At 43.1% G+C, this 25,263-nt stretch carries 21 protein-coding genes; 3 read left to right on the top strand and 18 right to left on the bottom strand.

From position 1 onward, the window contains the following. Positions 1-8: 8 nt before the first annotated feature. From AC0NJP_RS17680 to AC0NJP_RS17600, 17 genes are all read right to left on the bottom strand, one after another. The gene (locus tag AC0NJP_RS17680; RefSeq protein ID WP_474700655.1) at positions 9-1,463 is read right to left on the bottom strand and encodes an SLC13 family permease; all 1,455 of its coding nucleotides are present in this window, start codon (positions 1,461-1,463) and stop codon (positions 9-11) included. Between the two features lie 97 nt (positions 1,464-1,560). Further along, a complete protein-coding gene (locus AC0NJP_RS17675; RefSeq protein ID WP_474041035.1) occupies positions 1,561-2,439 on the bottom strand; it encodes an NAD(P)-binding domain-containing protein in 879 nt (292 codons plus the stop codon). Between the two features lie 32 nt (positions 2,440-2,471). Then, positions 2,472-3,620, bottom strand: coding sequence for an amidohydrolase family protein (locus tag AC0NJP_RS17670; protein ID WP_474700654.1), 1,149 nt, complete (start codon positions 3,618-3,620; stop codon positions 2,472-2,474). A gap of 26 nt (positions 3,621-3,646) precedes the next feature. Continuing rightward, complete coding sequence (locus AC0NJP_RS17665) at positions 3,647-4,882, bottom strand: MFS transporter (RefSeq protein WP_474700653.1); 1,236 nt, start codon at positions 4,880-4,882, stop codon at positions 3,647-3,649. Between the two features lie 268 nt (positions 4,883-5,150). Continuing rightward, the gene (locus AC0NJP_RS17660; RefSeq protein ID WP_474700652.1) at positions 5,151-6,029 is read right to left on the bottom strand and encodes a MurR/RpiR family transcriptional regulator; all 879 of its coding nucleotides are present in this window, start codon (positions 6,027-6,029) and stop codon (positions 5,151-5,153) included. Between the two features lie 97 nt (positions 6,030-6,126). Then, on the bottom strand, positions 6,127-6,819 hold the full coding sequence (locus tag AC0NJP_RS17655) for an RraA family protein (RefSeq protein ID WP_474041031.1): 693 nt from the start codon (positions 6,817-6,819) through the stop codon (positions 6,127-6,129). A 425-nt stretch (positions 6,820-7,244) separates the two neighbouring features. Beyond that, a complete protein-coding gene (locus AC0NJP_RS17650; protein WP_474700651.1) occupies positions 7,245-9,290 on the bottom strand; it encodes a methyl-accepting chemotaxis protein in 2,046 nt (681 codons plus the stop codon). Positions 9,291-9,636: 346 nt separating this feature from the next. Beyond that, positions 9,637-11,001, bottom strand: coding sequence for an aldehyde dehydrogenase family protein (locus AC0NJP_RS17645; protein ID WP_474700650.1), 1,365 nt, complete (start codon positions 10,999-11,001; stop codon positions 9,637-9,639). Positions 11,002-11,013: 12 nt separating this feature from the next. Beyond that, on the bottom strand, positions 11,014-12,129 hold the full coding sequence (locus AC0NJP_RS17640; protein ID WP_474700649.1) for a 4-hydroxybutyrate dehydrogenase: 1,116 nt from the start codon (positions 12,127-12,129) through the stop codon (positions 11,014-11,016). A gap of 442 nt (positions 12,130-12,571) precedes the next feature. After that, entirely contained in the window at positions 12,572-13,999 is a 1,428-nt protein-coding gene (locus AC0NJP_RS17635) for a sigma-54 interaction domain-containing protein (RefSeq protein ID WP_474700648.1), read from the bottom strand. A 111-nt stretch (positions 14,000-14,110) separates the two neighbouring features. Beyond that, the gene (locus AC0NJP_RS17630) at positions 14,111-15,532 is read right to left on the bottom strand and encodes an AMP-binding protein (protein ID WP_474700647.1); all 1,422 of its coding nucleotides are present in this window, start codon (positions 15,530-15,532) and stop codon (positions 14,111-14,113) included. Positions 15,533-15,544: 12 nt separating this feature from the next. Further along, the gene (locus AC0NJP_RS17625) at positions 15,545-16,741 is read right to left on the bottom strand and encodes an acyl-CoA reductase (RefSeq protein WP_474700646.1); all 1,197 of its coding nucleotides are present in this window, start codon (positions 16,739-16,741) and stop codon (positions 15,545-15,547) included. Next, positions 16,731-17,801, bottom strand: a complete 1,071-nt coding sequence (locus AC0NJP_RS17620; RefSeq protein ID WP_474700645.1) for a LuxE/PaaK family acyltransferase — start codon at positions 17,799-17,801, stop codon at positions 16,731-16,733. Before AC0NJP_RS17620 ends, AC0NJP_RS17625 begins: the two co-directional genes overlap by 11 nt. After that, positions 17,791-18,465 carry an MBL fold metallo-hydrolase gene (locus AC0NJP_RS17615; protein ID WP_474700644.1) on the bottom strand — a complete coding sequence of 225 codons (675 nt, stop codon included), beginning with the start codon at positions 18,463-18,465 and terminating at the stop codon, positions 17,791-17,793. The genes AC0NJP_RS17620 and AC0NJP_RS17615 overlap by 11 nt, the downstream gene beginning before the upstream one ends. Positions 18,466-18,474: 9 nt before the next feature. Then, positions 18,475-18,720, bottom strand: coding sequence for an acyl carrier protein (locus AC0NJP_RS17610; protein ID WP_474041022.1), 246 nt, complete (start codon positions 18,718-18,720; stop codon positions 18,475-18,477). Between the two features lies 1 nt (position 18,721). Next, positions 18,722-18,994 (bottom strand): hypothetical protein, encoded by a 273-nt coding sequence (locus tag AC0NJP_RS17605; RefSeq protein ID WP_474700643.1) that lies wholly within the window; start codon positions 18,992-18,994, stop codon positions 18,722-18,724. A 10-nt stretch (positions 18,995-19,004) separates the two neighbouring features. Beyond that, complete coding sequence (locus AC0NJP_RS17600) at positions 19,005-19,301, bottom strand: NifU family protein (RefSeq protein ID WP_474700642.1); 297 nt, start codon at positions 19,299-19,301, stop codon at positions 19,005-19,007. Between the two features lie 440 nt (positions 19,302-19,741). Here AC0NJP_RS17600 and AC0NJP_RS17595 point away from each other — a divergent pair, with 440 nt between their 5' ends. From AC0NJP_RS17595 to AC0NJP_RS17585, 3 genes are read left to right on the top strand one after another with little or no spacing between them, the layout of a single operon-like run. Next, positions 19,742-21,193, top strand: coding sequence for a 4-hydroxyphenylacetate 3-hydroxylase family protein (locus tag AC0NJP_RS17595; protein WP_474041019.1), 1,452 nt, complete (start codon positions 19,742-19,744; stop codon positions 21,191-21,193). A 26-nt stretch (positions 21,194-21,219) separates the two neighbouring features. After that, positions 21,220-22,527: an acetyl-CoA hydrolase/transferase family protein gene (locus AC0NJP_RS17590; protein ID WP_474700641.1), complete on the top strand. Its 1,308-nt coding sequence runs from the start codon at positions 21,220-21,222 to the stop codon at positions 22,525-22,527. A gap of 60 nt (positions 22,528-22,587) precedes the next feature. Continuing rightward, the gene (locus AC0NJP_RS17585; RefSeq protein ID WP_474700640.1) at positions 22,588-23,388 is read left to right on the top strand and encodes an N-acyl homoserine lactonase family protein; all 801 of its coding nucleotides are present in this window, start codon (positions 22,588-22,590) and stop codon (positions 23,386-23,388) included. A gap of 71 nt (positions 23,389-23,459) precedes the next feature. Here the strand turns inward: AC0NJP_RS17585 and AC0NJP_RS17580 are convergent, their stop codons facing one another. After that, a complete protein-coding gene (locus tag AC0NJP_RS17580) occupies positions 23,460-24,749 on the bottom strand; it encodes a coproporphyrinogen III oxidase family protein (RefSeq protein ID WP_474700639.1) in 1,290 nt (429 codons plus the stop codon). Positions 24,750-25,263 lie beyond the last annotated feature (514 nt).

Genomic DNA, 25,263 nt, shown 5'->3' with positions numbered 1-25,263 from the left:
TTAATAAATTAAGCCATACCTAGCCAATGCCAGTAAGTTAAAGCGCAAACTACATATAAAATTACGCCAACAAGGCATAAAATAAAGCCTGTTTTGGGGAAATCGGAAACGGAAACTTCCCCTGTGCCAAATACGAGGATATTAGAAAGCGTATTATAAAACATCAAAAAGGGGAACCCGCCAATCAACATGCCAGCAGGCAACGCCAATTCAACAACCGGCATTTTCGCTGTGATCGCCAGAGCAACGACGATCGGCATAAGTAAAACCGTTAATCCCGTTGTTCCCATAAACCCAATACGGGCAAACTGCACAATCAGTAAAACGACAAAGAGAACGACTGGAACCGAGGCTCCGACTAATCCCAGCGAATCAAACACTTTCATTGACAGCCATTTGGCACCGCCAGATTTCATTAAAAAATCCCCAACAGCCAAAGCGCCACCGCTCAAAATCAAGATATGATAGGCTGAATCGCGGTTCGTATCTTTCCAATTAATCACACCAAAACGCGGTAAAAATAATAAGCTTACACCAAGGAAACAAGCGACCGTCGTATCAAGCTTCGTAATGTCGCCAGTCGCCCATAAGGCTACCACAAAAACAAAAACAAAGAGTGTCCGCCATTCCGCCGCAGAAATGCTTCCCATAGCCGCAAGCTGTGATTTTATAAATTCCGTTCCGCCAGGAATCTCTTCGTGTTCCGGACGAAAGACTCTGCGCAAAAACCACCAAGTAAACGCTGTCATAAGAATAGCGGGCGGAAAACCATAGATCAACCAATCGAGATAAGAAACGAGTACGCCGCTTGCACGGTAAATAAAATCAATTGTCAGCGGGTTAGGCACTGTAGCCGTTAAAATCCCGGCCGACATCGTAGAGTTTGTAAAGGCCAGCGTTAACAGCAAACCTACAGCAAATGTCGACCTGCCTTTTTCCGGCAAACCATTTTCTTGGCGATATAATTTGATAATACTTAAGCAAATCGGCAGCAAAATAGCCGTTCGCGCCGTTGTTGACGGTACCATGAAGGCCAGAAACACATTGGCCAAAGTAACGCCGATTGTAATATTTCGAGTAGAGCAGCCAATTTTTGAAAGCAGCCAATAGGTAAATCTTTCGGCTAAACGCGTCTTTTCCATGGCCGCAGCCATCATCGTAGCACCAATCAATAAAAAAATAGGCGATGTAGCAAAGCTTTCTAAAACACCTTTGGTATTTGCTAGACCAAGAAAAACAGCCGCAGGAATCACCATAATGCTTACAATGACCAGTTCCACAGGCTCTGTTAAATACAAAATGACGAGAGCGGCAAGAAGCGCCAGTGCTCTTTGTCCGGCCACTGTTAAACCATCAGGAGTGGGCATTAGCAAAATTGCGATAAAAGCAACTATTGTCAAAGGCAATCCGATCCGCTTACGCCATAAATCGAGTGAAAAGTTATTGTCTTTTTGGCTTACCACGCTTTCTCCCCCTACGATCAAATAGATTATACCGCGATCAGTTGGAGCGTTAACTCCAACTGATCGCTGACAACTGAGTAACTATATAATCCGGTTACTATTTCGTTTCTTCCCAGGCTGCCGCGATTTTCTGCCAGCTATCAGGGGTTTTGCCACCGAATTTTTCTTTCATTTTAAAGGATGCCAGCCAGGAAAGTCGTTCATAGGCAGCTTTCGTCATGGTCGGCTCTACATCAATGCTTTCCAGCATAGTAATCACATCTTTTACTTCATGAGCTCTTCTTTCCGCATGAATGGCGCTGCCTGTTACTAGACGATTCAAAGTTTCTTCAAAGGAGCAGGCATTCATGGTTCCTGCTAAAGATTTAAGAACAAGCTGATCGACTTTCATTAAAGAAGCTGCTTCTAACACTTCAACTAATAAAGCTGGCAAACCCTTCATGAAAATACTGCGAATAAATTTAATCGCTGTAGCATCGCCAGGAACTTCACTGACTTTTTCTAGATCCATGCCAAAGGGAGTCATAAGCTTTAAGCATAAGTCACAACCATTACCACTAATCAGCGTAGGTACTTTTTGTTTATATAGCGGCAGCGATCCCAACATAGCGCCATCAACAAAAGAAGCGCCCGTATCTTTAAGCAGCTCCCAAATCCCTTTCTTCGTAACAGGCGAAGAAGCCGAAACGTCAATATATAAAGTATCTTTCTTAACATAAGGGATTAAGTTCTGCGCTGTTTCCAAGGCTTTTGCACCTGGTACAGCTACAATCACAACGTCAGCTGCCGCAAAAACTTCTTGCGCTGAATTGGCCTTAGCAACGCCTGATTTTTGAATACGCTCATTGACTAACGGTCCATAAACTTCATTATCCTGCATTACGTCAAATACCGTAATATCTTCTAATCCTGCCGCTTTAAAACCTACCGACATTTCAAACCCAACTTCACCAAATCCGACAAATCCTAATTTCATGTCATAGCCTCCTAAAAGTTTTTTATATTAAATTAAAACTCTAAACTGCGGTATACTACTTTGCCATCTAGAATAGTCGCCTGCGGCACAAAGCGTTTGCCGCACTTCAAAACTTCACCACTGATGTCCTGAAGATGAAGTGGCATATCTTTCAGTTTAAAAATAGCAACATCAGCGCAAGCCCCTGGCGCCAGTGTCCCGATTTTCCCCTGCTGGCCCAAAAATTTCGCGGGAATTTCTGTACAAGCTCGAATCACTTCCAATAAAGACATACCCAACGCCAAATACTTTGATAAAATAACAGGCAAACCAAATACAGCTTGATCAAATAAACTGCCTTTAACCACATCAGTACTAAGAATGTCAGGCATAAATTTTTCAGCAAAAGCGCCCTTAATAACCGAGAACAAATAGTGGCCGCGACCGTCAGCTGTATCAAAAACAACGCCACGATTACGAGCTGCCTCAATTCCTGGACGAATTTTATTGTTTTCGTCAAGAATATAGCTGTTCTTTCCCTGATACACATGAGTAAAGATATCACCTTGCCGCAAAAGTCCCGCTAGTTCTTCAATGTCTCCCGGCGGGTTCGTAGTATGAACTGTAACAGAACAGCCAAGCTTTTCGGCTAGTTCAATCGTAGCCGCCAGTGGTTTTAGCCCAAGTTCGCCAACAATCTCCTGACTTTGACGAATCTTCAGCCCAACTAACCGTCCGCGATACTGCTCCCAAATTCTTGTGACCGCTGCTAAGTTATAATGAGCGGGATTAGAATTTTCTAAATGAAAGGGCAGTGAAGTCAGTCCCGCCGGCGCCACATGCAGGTTTGAAAATATTTTCATAGTATTTGCCTGGACAACCTGCCGATGAAAAGCATCATAATTAGCACAACCGGCGCTGCCCTGATCCACGACGCAAGTCACACCTTGCGGCAATAGTGAAGTATCCGCAGAAAATCCAATATTGGTTCCACCAGCAAATACATGAGCATGATAATCGATCAGGCCAGGAAACACCAGGGAATCTGTGGCATCAATCACCTTGTCGGCTTCAGCTATGACATCATTAGGAATATCAATGATCTTTCCATTTAGTATGAGTACATCGCCCTTCGTCTCCATATTGCGACTGGGGTCAACGATCAGTCCGCCGCGAATCAATAAGTCACCTTTAATAGCCATATTCTTTCTTCCCCCTTATTTATCGTTTAGCTATTCGTTTCTGCCTTACTGAAATTCATGGCCTTCACATCAGGTACCACAAACAAAATAGAACAAGCAGCAATCACGAGTAAAACACCGCTAAAAATTAAAGCAAGTTGGAATGTTCCGGTAATTTGGACGATGATTCCAGTCAAAGTAGGCGCCAAGATCCCTGCTATAGCTCCTACGGTATTAATACTGCCTGTCAAAGTTCCCGTCATCCCCTCAGGCGCTACTTCCGACGCCAAAGTGAACATCATACCGCCTACCGTAGAAGCGGCGGCAATATTAATTGCCAGAATGCCAATCGCAATCATCGGATCATCGATAAACCCAACTAGCATAATCGACGAAGCTGCTAGTTGCGCGCCTACGAGCACGCCTTTTCTTGCCTTGGTAACACTTGTGCCTCTTTTAATAAGCCAATCTGACAGATATCCGGTGATCGGCTGTGTAATAAATGCAACAACAAAGGGTAATGAGGCATAGAAACCCATCTTAATAATCGAAAAGCCTCGTTCCATTACGAGATAGGAGGGTACCCAAGTTAAAAACATATAGTATAGATAATCGCCACAGAACTTTGCAATAAACAGGCCTAAGGTGCAGCGATTCGTTAACATCTTTAGCCACGGAGTCGCTTCTTTAACCCGCTGTTTTTCTTGCGCAACCGCCGCTTTATCTTCTTTAAACCAAACATACCAAATCACACACCAAACTAAACTTCCCAGACCGCTGATAACAAAGGCCATTTCCCAATCATACTTCGCAATCAGAAAGCCCATGATAATTGGCGCTGCTGCATAGCCAAGTCGTGCGCCTGATTGATACCAGCCAATTACAGTGCCGCGTTCACTAGAGGAAAAGTTATCGGCAACGACCTTAGTGGTTACAGGAAATACTGCCGCTTCACCAACACCAACCCCTAAGCGAGTTACGATAAGGCCGATTACACTGCCAACAACACCAACAGCTGCCGCGGATAATGACCAAATCGCCACCGCCCAGCCCAGTACCATTTTGGAGCCGAATTTATCGGCCAATGAGCCTGCAGGCAAATTAAATATCGTATAAGTCCAAAAAAACGCTGATAAAATGACCCCCATAGCACTGGCATCTAGATGGAACTCCTTAATAATTACAGGAGCTGCAATACCAATCCCGCTGCGAGCGATACCCATAATAAACATAACGGAAAAAAGTAAAAAAACTAACTTAATGCGATAAGACGCTGAATGCATCCTTTCCCCCTCCTACTTTTTCTAATTCTTTGAAATACTTATGGGATTTTGTAATAAATTTTTATTCCTATATTTAAAAAAAGAAATTTTTATTACATTTTTAAGTATACTTTGTTTTTTCTAAATTGTAAAGACAAATTAAAATAATGTATTAAGTTGTGTTTATTCTATTTTTTGTACAAATTATTAAACAAAAAAAGATTCTCGTAAAGCCATTAAGACTTTGCGAGAATCTTCTACTTCTCTTATTTAACAACAATGATTTTACTTACTCTAAAACATTAGAGCTTAAAACAGGCATCACTTCTTCAACGGCCTTCAACCGTACCTTTGCTTCTTGGGCTCGGCGAATCCCCATTTCCGTAATAAGAAACTCCGCTAAAAACATCACGCCAATGTGTGAAGTTTGAAAAGACAGGCTTTCATAAGCACAGGGTAAAAAAACATCGGCAATCATCGTTAGCGGCGACGAATAACCATCGGTAATCGCGATAAGCTTAGCCTCTTTATGTTTCGCCGCTTTGCACACATCCAAAGTATGTTTCGCATACCGCGGCAAACTAATGGCAATCAACAAATCATTTGAATCTAAATTCGTGATTAAATTTTGCATTCGTACGGATTCCGGAATAAGTTGTTCACAAGTCAAACCTAGACGAATGAACCCGTTGCTTAAATAATTCGCCATGGGAAAACTTCCCCGCAGGCCAATCACATAAATTTGTTTGGCTGATTCAATAAGCTCCAGTACCTTATTAATAATGTCATCAGACAAAAACTCGATTGTTTTAGTAATATTATTCGTCTGCATTTCGGCGCAAGCCATAAGCGCCTTATTGTCGCTCACTTTTTCAATATTAAGTTCTAACCGTTGCGATGGCGCTAAGCGGTTACGCAATAGTTCCTGCAAATCCTTTTGAAACTGCGTATAGCCTGTATAATTCAGTGAATAAGTCAATCGCATAATCGTAGCTACACTGACTTTCGTCAATCCTGCCAGTTGCTCTACTGTTAAAAAAGCAACCTCGGTGGGATTTTTCAAGATATAGTCAGCCACTTTTCGTTGTGCCGCAGTAAAGGTATCCATTTGTTCTTCCACCATTTGAAGCACCGTTCTATTCAACGCAAATTGCCCCCGTTCGTCCATAACTATCTGTCCATATTATACGCATTACCGAGGACTTTGTAAAATCAAAAAAGGACTGTCAAGGAAAATAACTTCCCTGGCAGTCCTGAGCAATTATTTATTTATAGACATCATCAATTATTTCGCAGCCAACTCTTTCCAAGCTCTTGTCAACCCAGGATTTATCGCGGGGAACACGGTCTTTAATTCCTTTGATAATCGCCTGTTCCTTCGCTAATTTTGCTTTCGCTTTTTCCAAAACTACAGGAGCGTCGCTTGGGCTGATAACAACAATACCGTCAGCATCGCCCACCAGAATATCGCCAGGATTTACGACAACACCGCCGCAGCTAACCGGCACGTTAATTTCACCAGGGCCGTCTTTATAAGGGCCTTTGGGCTGTACACCAGCAGCATACACAGGCATATCGAGTTCTTTCATAGCTTCACAGTCACGAATCGCTCCATCAATAACGACACCGGCGAAACCATTAACGGCCGCTTGCGTCATCATAATTTCGCCAGTAATGGCATTCGCAATATCGCCTTGTGCATCAACAACGATAACATCGCCAGGCTGCGCTAATTCCAGCGCTTTGTGAAGCAGCAGATTATCGCCAATTCTCGTTTTTACAGTAAAAGCAGTTCCTAACAAGGGTTTATCATTAAAAGGCTTTACACGGGCGTCCATACAGAAAAAACGGTTCATTTCATCAGCAATATTAGCTACTGGTAATCCTTTAAAGCTTTCTACTAAGTCTTTATTGGGGCGGTTCACTTTCAAAAAAATTCTGCAACCTGAATTCGACATAACGATTCCCTCTTCTCATTGTTTTTATTGTAAAACAACCCTGATCTCCCTGCTTTTCACCATGATTCATAGTTGGAGGATAAATCAAGCCTGTCTTTCTAACTATAATATTTATATTTTGTTGTATTTTTTTCATCTATATTATTTTGTAAAAAATATTACATTTATAATATAACTCCAAATTATTCGCTTAGTAAAACCGGCTGTCAATTGATTAGCTTCTATTTTCGTTGATTTTCTTAAAAATTTAATATTTTTCTAGCTATTTTGCATTTTTATTAAAATTCTAATTTTTCTCGCAAAACTACAGCCGAATATTCTTACTTGTGCAAAAATCGCTCTGCCCAATGAAATAGCAAAGAACCGCATCAAACTTCGTTTTGATACGGTCCTCTACGATAAATAATCCTATTTCGCTGCCTCTATTAATTTTTGATTGTAAATTGATTAACAGCAAGTTCTAAGTCGTGTGCTAATCTAGCAAGGTTTTGGCTGGCTGTTGTAATTTCTGCCATCGAAGCAGACTGTTCTTCCATCGCTGCAGAAACACTCTGTGCTTCATTGCTTGCTAACGACGTTAATTGATCAATTTGTTGTGCTGCTGTAACAATCTTTTCTCGATCACTGGCTAATTGCTGAATAGACTTCGCTATTTCCCTGGTCTGATCTGCTAAACTTGCTACCAATGAAACGATTTCGTTGAAAGCCTGGCCAGCTATATTGACAATTTCAGCTCCTGCCTTGACTTCCCTTGTCCCGTTGTTCATCGCTGTAACTGCTTTATCCGTCTCCACTTGTGTCTGATTGATCAACATTGAAATTTGTTTTGCTGCAATTTCAGACTGCTCTGCCAGCTTGCGAACTTCTTCTGCAACTACAGCAAAACCTCTGCCTTGCTCGCCGGCTCTTGCCGCTTCAATGGCGGCATTTAGCGCCAAAAGATTCGTTTGCCCGGCAATTCCCGAAATAGTATCCACAATTTGCCCAATTTCTTTGGATTGTTCACCAAGCTGTGCTACAACATTCGCTGAGTTGCTGACCGTTCGTTCTAAATCCAGCATCTGCGTTACAGCTTTTTCAACAGAATTACCGCCTTCTTGCGCCGTTTCCGTCGCTTTTATCGATTGCTCAGATAACAGCCTTACTGCCTCAGCCACTTGCCCGATACTTTTTGACATTTGTTCAATAATAACCATCGTTTCCTTGGCAGCATGGCTCTGCGTCTCAGTACCTTCCGCCATTTGTGTAATGGATCCCGATACTTGATTTGCCGCCAAAGCCGACTGCTCAGCACTGGCCGTAAGCTCTTCCGAAGCCGCCGCAACCTGATGTGATTTATCCTGGACATTTTCCACAATACCAATTAACGCTTTTTTCATTACGTGGAAGCTATCTGCCATTTGCCCGAGCTCATCACTTCGTCTGCTAATGCGATCAGACTTGTTCAAATCTCCTTGCGCCACAACGGCCATTTCCTGATTCATCGTCACTATTGGATTAACAAACTTTCTGCCGTACATATAAACAATTACCCCTGAGATCAATAGCCCGCACAAAGTGATTAGGAGAACCCATCGCAAAATTTCTCTAGAATCTTCATAAACCTCACTGGTATCCGTAGTAATCATCAAGATCCAATGTTGCATCTCACCTAATATGACAGGACGTACAACTGCATACCGCTCACTATCATCGCCACTCTTATAGAAAATTTGGCTAACTTTCCCCTCTAAAGCTGCTTTAGCACTATTTACAAAATTTTCATCTAGGCTTTTTTGCGATAGCTTTAAGTCAGGCGCGATACTCTGACTCAGTAAATTGAGCTTGCCTGTCGTCTCACTGTATTTTCCATGAACAACAACCAGTCCATCACTGCCGCCTAAAATAGCATAACCAGTCTTACCAAACTTAGCTTGTTGAACCTTATCGAGAATTTTTTCTATGGGATAAACAGCATTAATCATGCCATCAAGCTTGCCATTTCGAAAAACAGGATAGACTACTGCTACCGTATACTTGCCCGTAATTTTGGAAATATAAGGGTTGGAAACGTAGGGCTTTTGATTTTGTTTTACTATTTTGAAATAATCCCTGTCGCCACTTTGTGTTTCTAGACCTGTTGTATCAATTGAGATTCCATTCATATCAAAATACCATAATGCACTAAACATGGGAAATCGTTTATATTCTTTTCTCAAGATTTCTCGAATTTGATTTTTATCGGTTGTGCCGACTAGTTGCTCTGATGTAGCAATACTATAGGCATAGCTTGATAAGAGATTGAATTCAGACTCGATATCCCGTGCATAATCTGACGCAACAGCTTGCTGGGTTTCCGATACATTCTTTAAAATGGTTTTCTTCGTCTTCTCATAAATTACCAGGGAAACAGCCGACAAGGCAATAAGTAAAATGACACAAATTACAGCGACTAATCTAAATTGCAATCGATTCACTAACTTATTTTTCATATACGCCCTCCTCAGTTCGCAAAATAGGTCTTATTACAGAATGTCTCTAGGAACGCAAATTTCTACTTCACTCTACTATCGCCTTCCCTTATAATCCGCTTCGCCGCCCCAAGTCTTGCCTGTCTCACCGCCTATTTTGTTATATTTATTCCCTTTGTTTTTTTAAGTAAATTTTATTACCTTAAGTATAATCACGAGCTTGAATTTTGTAAAGATTCCATATTTTCTAAATGAACAAAAACTGTTTTTCCGTTCTGCACCAAACAACTTTCTTTCCTAATTGCAAAAAAATCTACTGCATAATGAAAATCACTATGCAGCAGACGTAAACCTTAAATGTATCACTTTACCCTTGCCAAATTTCCTCATCAGTCGGAACGTTAGCGTCTTTATTAAAATAGCCAATTCGAGATATATTAATTAGATGTTCATAATTGAGATTTTCCGAGATGGAGTTCATTCCCCACGATCCACAGCCTAGCGTTGTCGTTGGGGAAAACCCGTTATAGAAACTGCCACCTGCACCAGTAGAAGAAGGTTGATTCACAACAAGACGGCTAACTGGCAGCGCCTCGCCTACAGCATTAACATGAGTCATATTATTGGAGTGAATTGCCGCTGTATGACCAGCGCCTTCATAAAATAGATTCGTCTTAGCAATATCAATCGCTTCCTCGAATGAATCATAAGTCAAAGTAATCAAGATAGGACACATTTTTTCTTTGCAAAGAATATCAGCCTGTCCCTTCCCTTGCGCTTTTAGAATAATAACCTTCGTCTCCGGCGGAATTGAAACATCAGCCAAATTAGCAATAAACGCTGCAGATTGACCAACAACGCTGCTGTTCATTGCGCCATCAATAAATAAAACCTTGCGGAATTTCGCTATCATTGCTTCATCTGACACATAGTAAGCGCCGTTTCTCTCAAAAGCAGCCATAATTTCTGCATGTTGTTCGGCTGGAGCAATAATAGACTGCTCACCAGAACAAATAATGCCGTTATCAAATTTGCGACCAGCAATAATATCTTTAGCTGCTTGGTCAAAGTCGTAGTTTCGATCAACAATGACCTGTACATTGCCAGCACCGACCCCATAAGAAGGTTTCCCGCTAGAATAGGCAGCCTTTACAAGACCCATGCCGCCTGTGGCTACGACAACATCAACTTTCTGCATTAATTCCTGCGTCAATTCCATAGTAGGCTCCGTAATAACTTGAATCAAATAATCAGGCGCCCCTAATTTTTTCAGTTCTGCATTCATTAACTCTACCGTATGCGTTGAACATCGTTTAGAGCGAGGATGCGGAGCAATAACAATTGCATTGCGACCTTTTAAAGCAAACATAGCATTACACATGGGAGTAACTACGGGATTTGTCGTAGGCGTAATCGCGCCAATAACGCCTTTCGGTTTTGCCACATAGATCAAGCCTTTAGCGGGCTCTGCTTTGATAATATCAACCGATTTTTTCCCTTTCAAGCTGTGCCAAATTGTTCTTGATTTTCCTCTCGCTTTGGCAACTTTATCTTCATAAACACCCATGCTGGTTTCTTCAACGGCTTCTTTTGCTAACATTTCAGCATTATCATAAACTACCTTGCCAATCACTCTGACTAGTTCATCGACTTGCTCTTGCGTATATCCAGCAATAGCTTGCTGCGCCGCCCGAGCTTTTTCAAGCATATCATTAATTGTCACTGCGTTCATATAATCCCCCTATTAATACAGTTGCGTGTAAATCGCAATCAGATTTTTTCGATCAAGTGCTATATAGTTATTTGCCAGCAATCTCTGTTGGTTTGCTAATACACTATCGGAAAAACCTTCGATCTCGCCTTCTTTCATGCCATATTCCCGCAATGATTTTCGTGGTATGATCTTCTCTAATAAAGCTTCCAGCTCAGCCCATACGCATTCTAATTCAACGCCGAGCAACTGGGCCAACTGGTCTTCAAGCTCTACAATCTTGCCCTGTGGCGCTAGTTTCTTATATTCTTTAAAAACAGCAATAAACAGGAGTTGATTGGCTTCCCCGTGGGGAACATGATAGGTCGCGCCCAACGGATAAGCCATGGCATGAACGGCGCCGACGCCAGCATTCGCAAAGGCAATTCCAGCATAATTGCTTGCGATAAGAAAATCTTTCATTAGCTTACCGCTAGGAGCTTTATTAGTATCACTGACTTGCTTATAACCAGTCAAAATTAATTCAATGGCCTTAGCGCTAAAAAGTTTAGTAAATTCCGTTGCCTTTGGTGAAATATAAGATTCCACTGCATGGACAAGCGCATCAACAGAGCTTGTAGCAAAAACTTGATAAGGCAAGGTTGCTAGCAAATCAGGAATGAGAACCGCAGAATCGGCATATAGCACATCGTCAGCTAAACCTTTTTTCGTATGCTGTTCCTTGATTTCCATAATCGTAATATTAGTCACTTCACTACCAGTACCACAGGTTGTCGGCACAATAATAAGCGCTTTTTCTTTCTGCAACGGAATACGACGTTCGAAATAATCAACCGTTTTCCCCGTGCCGCCCAGAACTAATAGTTTTGCTATATCAATAACAGTGCCGCCGCCAACGGCAATAACACGGTCAAATTCCTTCGTCCGAGCCACGCGCCAAATTTCATCCATCATCACATTAGACGGTTCGCCGCTGCCAAACCTTTCTTGAAATAGAAAGCTGCACTTCAGATTCAATGTCGCCATATGATCTGTATACAAAAATTCATTTGTAATCACTAAATCACTGGCAGCCAGTTGAAATGATGCAGCAAACTCCCGAAAATCTTTACATGTTGCAATTTGAGGCGCAATTTTAAAAGGCACCATAGCTCTCATCCTCGCTTTTTATATGGTTGCCCCCTCACATACTACTTTCACTGTAAAACCGAAATCTTTTCATCTCCTTTCTTTTCACCTGCATATAGTCTTGCCTAAACCCGATTTCGGTTCGGTATATTTTTTTCTTTTTTATATTTTTGTAATAAATATTACACAAATAATATAAACTAAGCTTAATAGCTTAGTAAAACCTTCTATGTTTTGATTAGCTTCTATTCTCGCTTCTTTTCATGAAAATTCAATGATTAGCTACGATTTACACGCTTTTATTAAAATTCTAATTTTTCTCACAAAAATACAACAGATCGTCGCTACCGTACTAACACAATAAAAAAACTTCTTTTAAAAGTGTAGATTCTATCTCTACAGCTTTTAAAAGAAGTTTATATAATACACCAAACAACATTTCCTAAGCTTTACTTCTCATCGGTTACTCTTCTTGCTGGTCTAAATATCTTTGCCGTTTCCGCACAAAAGTAGAGGCTGTCATATTCAAACTTTTCGCGGCTTCACGAACATTGCCATACTCTTGATAGGCCTTCTCCAGATACTGAAACTCTAATTTATCGAGCGTTGCTTTTAAATCTGTTGTGGCGGCAAGCGAGACTTTTGCTACAGCGCTGCTCCCAGTGTAACTATTAATTCCCTTGGTCTGATGAATATGAAGATTCTCCGGCTTAATCTCATTGCCAGCGCTAATAATCGTAGCGCGTTCAATTACATTTTTCAACTCACGAATATTGCCCGGCCAGGAATATTCATTGAGAAGTTGGATCGAAATCGCCGAAAAATACTTTGACAGATTATATTTATGATTTAATTTATCCAAGAAAAATTTAGCAAGCGGCATTATGTCTTTCGGTCTTTCCCGCAGCGGCGGAATATAAATAGGAAATACATTGAGACGATAATAAAGGTCCTCGCGAAAAGTCTGGTCGATCACCATTTTTTCCAAATCTCGGTTTGTCGCCGCAATGACGCGCACATCCACCTGAATCGGTCTTACCCCGCCGACTCGTACAATTTCCTGCTCCTGTAACACCCGCAAGAGCTTAACTTGCATTTCTTTCGGCAGTTCTCCCACCTCATCAAGAAATAAAGTTCCCTGATCCGCCAGCTCAAACAGTCCCATTTTCCCGGTTTTATTCGCACCGGTAAACGCGCCTTTTTCATAGCCAAACAGTTCGCTTTCGATAAGTTTTTCTGGAATGGCGCCGCAATTTACCTTAATAAAGCTTTGCTTGGCGCGAGGACTCTGGCGATAAATATATTTGGCCATCACTTCTTTACCGACGCCCGTTTCACCGAGCAGCATGACTGTCGTATCCATGGGCGCCACACGATTCGCCAGCAGTACGGCGCTAAAGGTCGCATCGTCTTTCGCAATAAGCTCAGGATCATTGGAATCATTGATATGCTCCAATTCCAAACGCAGCTTATTCATAGTTTCCGTCTTTTCTTCCACTTCGCGCTTTAAGTTATAGATTTCCGTTAAATCTCGCACATTCGTAACTACCATGACAAGCTCGCCGTTCCTGTCAAAAATGGGCGAACTGGTGATTAAGGCCCGTTTGCCTGTTTTAAAATGCTGCTCTAACGTAACCGGTTTTTTATCAACCACAACAATTAACGAACCTGATACGGAAATCATTTTTTCCCGCACAAGATCAGCCATATTGCGCCCTAGGACATCGGATTTTTTTAAGCCCGTAATTTCCTCATAAGCCTGATTTACTTTGATGGTCGTGGCATTCTTATCGGTAATAAAAATTCCATCAAAAGAATGTTCAATAATCGCATCAAGTCGTTCTACGGCTTCTGAAACAGTCGAAAATATGGGTAACTTTTTATTTGCCATGGGATAAACCTTCTCATAAGCAAGCGTAAGCTATTGCGATAACATGGAATACAACAGCTCCACTTCCATTTTATCTCATTTTTTCAACGTTGCCAAACAATTAAAACAAGTTCAGTCTTTCCTTGGCTGTAAATCTGTATATTGCGTTTTCCCCGAGGAATTTTTCGGAATCGCTGCAATCGAAGCCATTTGGAACAAGGCTGGGTGAAGATTCACCTTATCTGTAAGAAAATCAGCCAGTGCTGCCAAATCGGCTTCTGGCGCCGTTGTATAAATTGTGAGAGCATCATCTTCACCAATACAGGCAAAATCATAAGTCGTATATTCATTTTTAAAGATTTGCTCGATTTCATCAAGATTGACGCGTTTCCCCTGCATTTTTACAAACCGTTTCTTCCGTCCCGTAATATAGTAAAAACCATCGGCATCGCGATAGGCAATGTCACCAGTAAACAGTCTGCCCTGATTTTCATCGCCTGCTTTCAAATCAGCGGCGCAACAGGCATAGCCAAGCGTTACATTATCCCCTTCATAGCAAAGCTCGCCTACAGCTAAAGGCTCAGTAATTTCTTTATGAGCATCTTCCATGATACGAAAAACCCCGCCAGGAATGGCAACACCGATACTGCCGATTTTCTCCAGACAATATTGCGGCGGCAGATAGGACATGCGCGCTGTAGCTTCTGTCTGCCCATACATTACCACAAAACGTTTCGTTGTTGTTACAGCAAATTCGCCATATTCTTGGTGAAGCCGTTTCGACAACTTGCCGCCAGCTTGCAGCATTAGCTTTAGATCAGGTAAATTCATCGTAAAAAACCGCAGCCGCTGCAAACATTCGTAAGTAAAGGGAACTCCCGCCAGCAAAGTAATGTTCTTTTCCTTCATAAACTCCCAGAAGCCAGCATCCATAATCGTTGCTTCTGTTACATAAATGGCGGCGCCGCAAACAAGATGACTATGAATGACTGACAAGCCAAAGGTGTAATACATCGGCAGCGATGTGATCGGGCGTTGCTGTGCATCAAGCTCTAAATAAGCGGCAATGGATGCGGCATTGGCTTGAATATTTTTGTAGCTCTGCCGAACTAATTTCGGACTTCCCGTACTGCCCGAGGTGGTTAACAGCAATGCTAACTCAGGAAATAGTTCGACTGGTTCAGCGGCATAACAAGGATAGACACCATAATCAAAGAGATCGTAAACCAGTTCATTGTCAGGCAGGGCGAAGTCATGGTTAAGAGGCTTTAACAAATAGTTCGGTTTATAGACCTCAATTAAGTCAGCTAAAAGCTCCCCATTCATATCATCATTGATTAACAGCGGCACAATCCGATTTTGCAAACAACATAAATAAGACAGAACCGAGCCGATCGTATTGCGGCAAAGAATAAACACTAAGGAGCGCGGCGGTATGATTTGTTGTAAGCTGTCCGCATAATCATACCAATCCTGATAGGTAACAACTTGATTCTGATCATCCACTAATACATTTCGCTTCGCAAATTCCTCATTTTTCTCAAAAAACAGCATCGTCTATCCCTCCTACCGAATAATACGCGACAGGCGTTCTAAGAGATTGACGCCGTCCCATATCACATCCATCTCCATAGCCTGACCGACAGAAACAATTCGATCTCCCCCTGTCACACGACTCGTTAGCAACATACAACGCAGCACGGCAGGGTCAATTCCCAGAACCGAAATGGTCTGAACTTTCTTCGTCACCAAGGGCAGCAAGTCCGCTAACTCTGTTAATTCAGCCTGAAAAAACAGACCAAACTTCCCTGATAAAAGCGTTATATCATCAGCCACAGTCTTCATAGTAGCGACATAGAGCCGATTCTCAAAGCAATCGACTGTAGCTATCTCCGGGCAAGTCATGCCAAATTGCCATAATTGGCTATACTTCTGACTCACCTTGATCGGGGCCAAATCATAATCAGCCGCTTGGCGCGCTAGAACTTCCCACCAACGTCGCCGCGCCTCTGCCAGAACCGTAACGGTTTCTTTCGCCTTCGACTGCAGCCAAAAAATGATTTTCGGACTGGAGCAAGCATTTTGATCCATGGCGTACGTATCGTTATAAAAACGATGAGCCCATAACGCAAGCTCATTGTCACTGCAGTGATACACAAATTCGCTGTCAAAAACAGCAAGGGAAAAGCGATCGGCAAAAACTACGTCTGTCGCTTGCGGCGCCAATGGTGATTTTCGAATTTCTGTGATCGAAGCATCGCCACCCCACAAAACCCGCATATCGCACAATAATGACAAGCGATCCGTCAACGAAGCATTTCTTTCGTAGGAAATTAAAACATTTTCCGCCTTCAGTTCAGAAAACTCTTCCCGCTCAAGCAGCCTAGCAATCACGGCAATGAGCGGCGCCGCTTGCTGCACCGTTCGCGGCGATAGGCGAATCACATTACAATTTCCCGCCAACAGCGCCAGAACAAAGCTATAAGCAAACATTACCGGAATATTGGCCGGAGCAATATGAAAAACAATCCCGCGACCCATGCGGCTCGCGCTGTGACTCGTCTCTTGGCGGAACGACTCGACATGTTTGCGGCGCAGCCAGAAAGCAAAGGCCTGATAAGATGGATCAGCGAAAAGCGCGTTGTCACTTTTGATGGCTGCTTCTAATTGCGCAAGAAAGTTCATGACGAGCGGCGAAAAAAGAGTACGCGGCCTTGATCGAATCGGCCAGTCCCCAGCAAGTTTTACAAATTCACTGTCCATACGTATCGCTGCACCCCCTGATTTCAGCCGATGGAATTCGCCCATCTACAGAAAAATATTTTCCTTTACGACCACAGGGACAATCGTCAATTCCCAGCAGCCTGCCCACATCTTCTGTAAGGAGGGAGTGGCCCGGATAGGATCTGGCAATCGGCGAAAGCACCTGAAGAATTCCGGCCTTTCCAACAGGACAAAGCGAAAAATCAAGATGTTCTCGCACTAAAATCTCAGAAAAGATACTGGCATGTAGGTGACCATATTCACATTCCATATAGATCGAGCCAGTCTGCTCAGCCATGCCGTAGTAGTTATGGATTCGCGTGATACCAAACTCTGCTTGCAGGCAGCGCTTATATTCCGCAGGCGATACCGCTTCCTGCTGAAGTTTTTTCCAGCCGCCGCCATGAATTAAAATTGCCTGGGAAAAATCAAAGCGCAAGTTCCGGGCCTGGATGGCCTCATAAAAATACTTCCAAACCATAAAGGTAAAGCCAAACAGCAGAACTGGCTTACCGGCATAGGTTTCAACAAAGCTGCGCAGCGAAGTGGCATCTATCGTCAAATCATCAGAAAGGGCATAATACCGCCGCTTGGCAAACATGGAAAACCCGAGAATCGCCGCGCCGCGGGCCGTAAATTTTTCCCGATCCGTCAATACAGAAGGCGCATCAATAATCAGCATGGGTAACCGCGACGATGCGATAAATTCTTGCACAATCGCATTTAAGGTGAGCTGCTGATTTTGGGCCGTTGCTGCATCAAGAAAAATACGCGATACGGCCCCTGACGTACCAGAAGAAGTGATCGTTTTAAACACCGCTTCCTCCGCAATACTTTTTAAGTTCTGTTGTTTAAATAAAGGAATAGGCAGGAAGGGAATTTGCGCTAGACTCGCCACTTGATCCGCGCGATAGCCAAGCAAATCAAGCATCCGCCCATAGGAAGGGCAGTGCTTCCTATGGAACTCCGTCAGTTCTTTAAAGTAAGTCAGATAGCGTTCTTCCTTTTCCGCCTGCGACCAACTATAGGGTTTATAGGACAGCCATTCATTATAATCCATAGTCTCGCTTTACCTCCTTCGTTAAGAGAAAAGCTTCGCCATGTCCCGGAAATGTTCGTATATTGTCCGGCAAGGAACGAAGAAGCGGCTTTCCTTTCGCTTCATAGGCCGCTTCATCCCCGCCTGGCAGCCGAGTCAAAACAGCTTCGCCGGGAAGAAAGTAATCACCGGAAAAGAGCAGCTGCTCATTGACGACAATACAAGTACTCCCAAGGGTATGACCGGGAACTGCAAGAAAGCGGAAATGATATTCATACCATCGTAAAGCAAAGGACTCATCAAACGTCATATCGGCAGGCCTACAAGTAAACTTAGGGTATTGCCTTACATCACAGCCGCCGCTTTTAAAATACAAATAAGACTCCATAATCCGCGTCATATTGAGCGTCGTACTTTGAATCCCCTCACTGCAAGCACTGCTAGCTAAAACAGAAATATCGTAAAGCTCTAGCAGGGAATTTAACCCTGAAATGTGATCACAGTGCTCATGCGTTAAAAAAACCAGATCAAGCGTCCAGCCCCGTTCCTCTAGCAACTGCTGGATTTGGGCAAAGTCATTGGGATCGATAATCACGACATGACCAGCTGCTTCTAACATGTAGCAATTGCTCTTTGTGACTGGATCGACAATACACACAGGCAAAGCTTCGCCAAAAGTAGTCATGGTGTTCGCCTATAAATGCACATCATATTTTTTTAGAAGTTCAATTCCCTTTGGATAAGAAGTAAAGGCTAACACATCCTGGGTTGCAAAGGTAATATCAAACAAATCTTCAATGGCTTCCATTAACATCATATGGCCTAGCGAATCCCACAATTTAATGCCGCGATACTTTAAATCAGGCAGTTCCTCCGGAGTTACTTTAAATTGATCCACAAATAACTTAGAGTACTGTTCCAGCTTAGTCATGAAAATCATCTCACTTTTCTTCTTTTTGTTGTAAAAATGCAACAACAGCTGCAAACTGCTGCGGTGTATGAAGTAAAAAGAGTTTTTCTGTCGCAATAAGTCCCTGCGTAGCAGCACAGCAAACACTGCAGCCGCAGACAATAAGCCATACTTCACAAAGAACAGCTCCTTTGGCCGCATAAAGGAAGGTGTGCTCTGGGAACTTTTTCACTAATTCGTCAATTTCTTCGGTTCGATCATAATGGCTGTTACAGCCGCCGCAATATTTGATCCCAATATTCATGGTTACCTCCTCAGCGGGGATATTCATGCCGCAAAAAAGCTTTTGCTTGGGCAATCAAATCATCGCTCACGGCAGTGACTAACAAGACTTTTTTAATCTCCGGCAATCGCGCTTGTATTTTCTCGGCAATAAATTCTTCCGTCGTCGCCATAGCCGAAGGACAGCCGTTGCAGCGGCCAGTAAGGCGAACTCGCAGTACGCCGTCGGTGACGGTTTCAACAGTTACATTGCCGCTATGTTCGGCTAGTGCGGGCCTTACTACTTCATCTAAGACTGTTTCGATCTTCGTTAAAATCGGTGTTGTCATCTAGCTCACATCCTTATTCGTTTTCGTTGCAGAAACGGAACAAGCGTCAACCCGGTTCCCGCCGCTTGTTATCGCAATTTTCATACTCTTGCATTATATTTATTGCAAAAAACATGCCAGAAGCAAAGGCCCGAAATAGTCCGCTATTTCGGGCCTTTTAGGCTAATATCCTAGAAAAACTTACCAAAAATGCATCAAACAGTTTGTCTTGTTGCATTTTTGCAACAAAATCTTCAGAAAATGAAAGCCCAATCGCCGTAACAAAGCGTTGTCACCAATAAGAATTTTTTTAATTTTCCCACGATATTTCTAGGGAAATGATCCTTGCCGCCGCAAAGAAAACAAAATTAAATTCATTTGGGCATGACTTTTGCTTGTATAAAAAGCAACCGCACAGGACTGTGTGAAAAAGATTACAAAACGAGAAGGGATGATCCGTTATGCCGTTAATGACAGGAGAACAGTATGTAGAAAGTATGAGAAAGAAGAATCTGCAGGTGTATATGTTTGGCAAAAAAATTGAAAATCCAGTGGACGATCCGATTCTTCGCCCCTCTTTAAACTCCGTAAAAGCCACTTATGATCTAGCCCAACTGCCGGAATACGAAGACTTAATGACAGCGATGTCACCCTATACGAACCAACGGGTAAATCGCTTCACTCACATTCATCAAAGCACTCAGGATTTAATGGATAAAGTGAAAATGCAGCGTCTCTGCGGCCAAAAAACGGCTTCTTGCTTCCAACGCTGCGTCGGCATGGACGCCTTCAACGCCGTCTTCTCGGTGACTTATGATACAGATAAACAGTACGGAACAAGCTATCATGCAAATTTCATGAAGTTCTTAAAATATGTTCAAGAAAACGACCTCACTGTTGACGGCGCGATGACCGATCCGAAAGGCGACCGCGCCCTAGCGCCCCATGCGCAAGCTGACCCTGATCTTTATCTACATGTAGTAGAACGTCGCCCTGACGGTGTTGTCGTTCGCGGCGCCAAAGCGCATCAAACTGGCTTTATTAACTCCCATGAAGTCATTGTTATGCCTACCATCGCCATGGGCGAAGATGACAAAGACTATGCCATTGCCTTTTCCTGCTCGACTGATGCGGAAGGCATTTTTATGATCGTTGGCCGTCAGTCCTGCGATACGAGAAAACTAGAAGGCGCTCCGATGGATACAGGCAACCCTGAATTCGGCGGCACCGAAGCCCTCGTTATCTTCGATAATGTTTTCATTCCGAATGAACAGATCTTCTTAAATGGCGAAGTGGAGTTTGCTGGTTCGCTCGTAGAACGGTTTGCCGGTTATCACCGTCAGTCTTACGGCGGCTGTAAAGTCGGCGTTGGCGACGTACTCATTGGCGCTGCCGCGGTAGCGGCTGATTATAACGGCTGCCCGAAAGTATCGCATATTAAAGACAAAATTATTGAAATGCAACACTTAAATGAAACCTTATATGCCTGCGGCATTGCATGCTCCGCCCTTGGCACAAAAACCGAAGCAGGCAACTACTTAATCGACTTGCTGTTAGCCAATGTCTGTAAGCAGAATGTCACGCGCTTCCCCTATGAAATCGTTCGCTTAGCCGAGGATATTGCCGGCGGCCTGATGGTAACAGCTCCATCGGAACAAGACTTGCGCGATCCGAAACTAGGACCTTATGTAGAAAAATATCTCCGCGGCACAGCCAGCGTCTCCACGGAAAATCGTCTCAAAATTTTACGTCTCATTGAAAACCTCTGCCTGGGCACCGCCGCAGTGGGCTATCGTACGGAATCCATGCATGGCGCTGGTTCACCGCAAGCGCAGCGTATCATGATTGCTCGCCAAGGCAATCTTCGTATGAAGAAAAAATTGGCGAAAGAAATTGCTAAAATTGAAGAATGATCTTACAAATGGAAAGGGTGTAACCATTGAAAGATTGGGAAAGCAAGTATGCTAATAAGCTGGTAACCGCTAAAGAAGCGGTCAGCCACGTGCAATCAGGCGATAAAATTGTCTTCACCCATGCCTGCGGTGAATCACAAGCCTTAACGAGCGAATTAGTCGCCCAAGCGGATCGCTTGGAAAATGTAGAAATCATTCATATGGTAGCAATGGGGTCGGCCCCCTACTGCCAGAGCGGCATGGAACAGCACTTTCGCCATAACGCCTTGTTTGTAGGCGGCTCAACCCGCAAAGCTGTCGAAGAAGGCCGTGCTGACTTTACGCCGATTTTCTTTAGTGAGGTCCCAGAAGCCTTTGCTTCCGGCCTCATCCCGGTCGATGTTGTCTTTTTACAAGTAACTGAGCCTGACGCAAATGGCCTGTGCAGTTTCGGTATCTCCGTTGACTATACGCAGGCAGCCGCAAAAGCGGCGAAGCTTGTCATTGCTCAAATCAATAAAAATATGCCCTATACGTACGGTAATAGCATTTCACTTGATGATATCCATTACATGATCAAGCAAGATGAACCGCTCATTGAACTGCAGCCGCCCAAGATTGGCGAAACCGAAAAAAAGATCGGCGAATATGTGGCTTCTCTTATTGCCGACGGCTGCACGCTCCAGTTAGGGATTGGTGCTATTCCCGACGCAGTCCTCTCCTTCCTCGGTGATAAGAAAGACCTAGGCATTCATTCGGAAATGTTCTCTGACGGCGTCGTCGATTTAGCCAACAAAGGCGTTATTAATAACGCCAAGAAAACCGTTGATACAGGCAAATTTGTCGCGACTTTCCTCATGGGAACGAAAAAATTATATGATTTTGTGGATCACAATCCCGATGTCATTGTAAAGCCAGTAAACTACACGAATGATCCCTTTATCGTCGCCCAAATTGACAATATTGTCTGTATCAATTCAGCGCTGCAAGTCGACTTAATGGGCCAAGTCAACGCCGAAATGATTGGCTCCCGTCAGTTTAGCGGCGTAGGCGGTCAGGTCGATTTCGTCCGCGGCGCGGCCCGTTCCAAAGGCGGCAAGGCCATTATCGCTATGCCTTCGGCTACAGCCAATGGCAAAGTCTCCAAGATCTGCGCTCACATTGATCCGGGTGCAGCGGTTACGACCTCGCGCAATGATGTCGACTATGTTGTCACCGAATACGGAATTGCCACCCTAAAAGGTAAAACACTACGCCAGCGCGCCGTAGCGCTCATTAACATTGCCCATCCTGATTTTCGTCCCAGCTTAATAGCTGAATTTGAACAACGGTTTCATGCCAAGTTTGAAGGCTAATCTCACTGTGTAATAACAACGAGTTTTCCGCTGCTAAATTGAAATGAAAGAAGGGACATTATGAAACTTTATATCCTGAACACCGGTTATTTAGAAACTGATGAAAATTGCGTAGTTGGCTGTGCAACTGTCGGCACAAAAAGCCAGCCCCATGTTCAGAACAACTGGATTAAGCTGCCAGTTATGGCGTTTCTAATCGAAACAAAAGACGGCTACATTTTATACGATACAGGCAGCAACCCCAATGCCATGAACGGCTATTGGCAAAAAATCATGCAGGAAGTATATCCGCTCTTTCAAACTAAAGAAGAGCGTCTGGAAAACCAGTTAGCTCTCTGCGGTGTAAAACCGGAAGATATTAAAACGGTCATTCTTTCCCACATGCACCTGGATCATGCCGGTAATATTCATCTCTTCCCCCATGCCGATGTGTACGTGCCCAAACAAGACTACATGCAAGGCCTCGCCATGGTTCATCAAAACCCCGATCCGGAAAAACACGGCGGCTACATTAAAGGCGATTTAGAAGCCCCAGTAAAACAATATCATCTCATTGATGAAGATTTTGAAATTGCTCCCGGCGTCGAAGTCTTGTGTCTGCCTGGCCATACGCCAAATTTGCTTGGCCTTGTCGTGCATTTAGATGGTCAAACAATTATTCTCCCGCAAGACTGTATCTACACGAGCACTATTTATGGCCCTCCTGCAAAAATGAGCGGCTTCTTACATGACAGTATTGCCTTCTTTAAATCGATTGAAAAGGTTAGAAAATTAGAGAAGAAATATAATGCGAAAGTGATCTTCGCCCATGATTATGAATTCTTTAAAACTTTAGATTTAGCCCCGAAATTCTATAAATAAAGCCAGATTATCAAAATAAAACAGCCAATTAAAGTAAAAGAAGCAAACACGTCAGCGTGTTTGCTTCTTTTTTACACCGTTTTTTCTAATAGTGATTCTATCTCTGGCGCCTTGTTGGCCTTGGCTCGGCAATAATCACGAAAATTGTTAACGGAAGTAAAAAATTCGCGCATCATAATAACCCCATGATATGGCTTTTTTATGACAAAACAATCCTTGCCAGGTTCTTTTTCCAAGCTGCCAATCAACCAAAAAAACAGCAGAACTATCCATAGACGCACCTGAGCATAAAGCTCATATTTTTTTTGTTTCGGATCTATCGGAATGGAGAGACTGAAAAACTGCATCATAAAATCATAGAGAATAGCCGTCGGTCCCTCACAATCACGCCGTGCAACAATGGGATACTGACCTTGCCCCACTTGCTTTATATATTCAGGAATATCAAATTGATTTGCATATACAGAGCCATTTAGATAGCCAAAAGCACCGCTGCCCAGCCCTGCATATTCTTCATAGTTAACTACATATTCGTCTAAGAGCGTCTCATTTCGGGAAAAACACCAAGCCGTACTGGCCTTATATTCTTGGGCGAGCGCATTGCGAATCATTTCGTAAAAACGCTGATCTCGTCCCCCCTGCACTTTCCCCATCTTCTTTTCGATCTCTTTGCGCGTGCTTGTTGACACCATCAACGGATAAAAAGTAACTTGGTCAATTTTCAAATCTAAGATAGTCGCAAGATCCTGTCGCAGCATTTGTTCCGTCTGGTTCGGGAAGTTAAAGATCATGTCAATATTGATTGTTTTAAAGAGGCCCTGCATGTCTTTAATTCGCTCGATAATCTGGGCACTGCTGCCATATTTATGATAACGATCAGTTGCTTGCAAAATACCATCATTAAAAGATTGAACGCCAACAGACAAACGTTCAACGCCGACCTCTTGTAAGCGACTCATAATTTTCCTATCTAAGTGATTTGGATTCGTTTCTACTGAAATCTCCTTGATAGCAAAACACTTCTTGGCTAAAGCAATTGTCTCCACAAGTTCATCAATCAATACCGTCGGTGTCCCGCCGCCAATATACATGGCACGAAAATCATAGCCTTCGCTTTTATATAAAAGAATTTCTTGGCGCAAAGCGGTAAAATAGACTCTGGCCTGACTTTCCCGAAAGGGCACTCGATGAAAGGAACAATAGGTACAAAGTTCTTCGCAAAAAGGAATGTGCAGATAGAGTAATAGGGGTTCTGGTTGATTTTTTTTGAGGGGAAGACTGCAAGGTGCTTGAGGATTAAAGTGCAAATACTTTTCGCTTTTCTTTCGTACTACATAGGCAATGACTTTTTCAATAAACATACATATCCAACTCCCCCGGATTCCCAGGATTATTTTTCTGACACTCTTATTTAGCAGAAGCATCGCCGAGTAAGACATTCATCGGTACTTCAATCAGCGCTAAGCGTTCTTTTAGGTATATGAATAGCAAGTTTTATGCCAAATTATTCCTGAGTATAAGTACTAGCAAAATCACCCTTTCTAGCAATATCCAGCCAACATTCAGTCGCAAAATGACTTTTCCGTTTCAAATAGGAACTAAAAAAATCTATTCCCCTGAAGACACCTTGCCCCAAGCACAAGTATCTTTCATAAGAACAGATTTAAAATGAATCATCAGATGCAAGGAGCAAACACGCCAGCGTGTTTGCTCCTTTTTGTTATAAATCTCCGACACTCCTTAGTGAATATCAGCCAAGCGTTTATAGCTAGCCAAGCGATCTTTAGCATCTTTTTCGGTCTTCTCAAATAAAGCTTCCGCCATTTCAGGGAACTGTTTTTTGAGCGCCGAGTACCGGACTTCACCCAGCAGGAA

The organism is Pelorhabdus sp. sgz311002 (assembly GCF_056134285.1).
The sequence above is the reverse complement of the archived record's forward strand: the minus strand, read 5'-3'. Positions and strand labels throughout refer to the sequence as shown.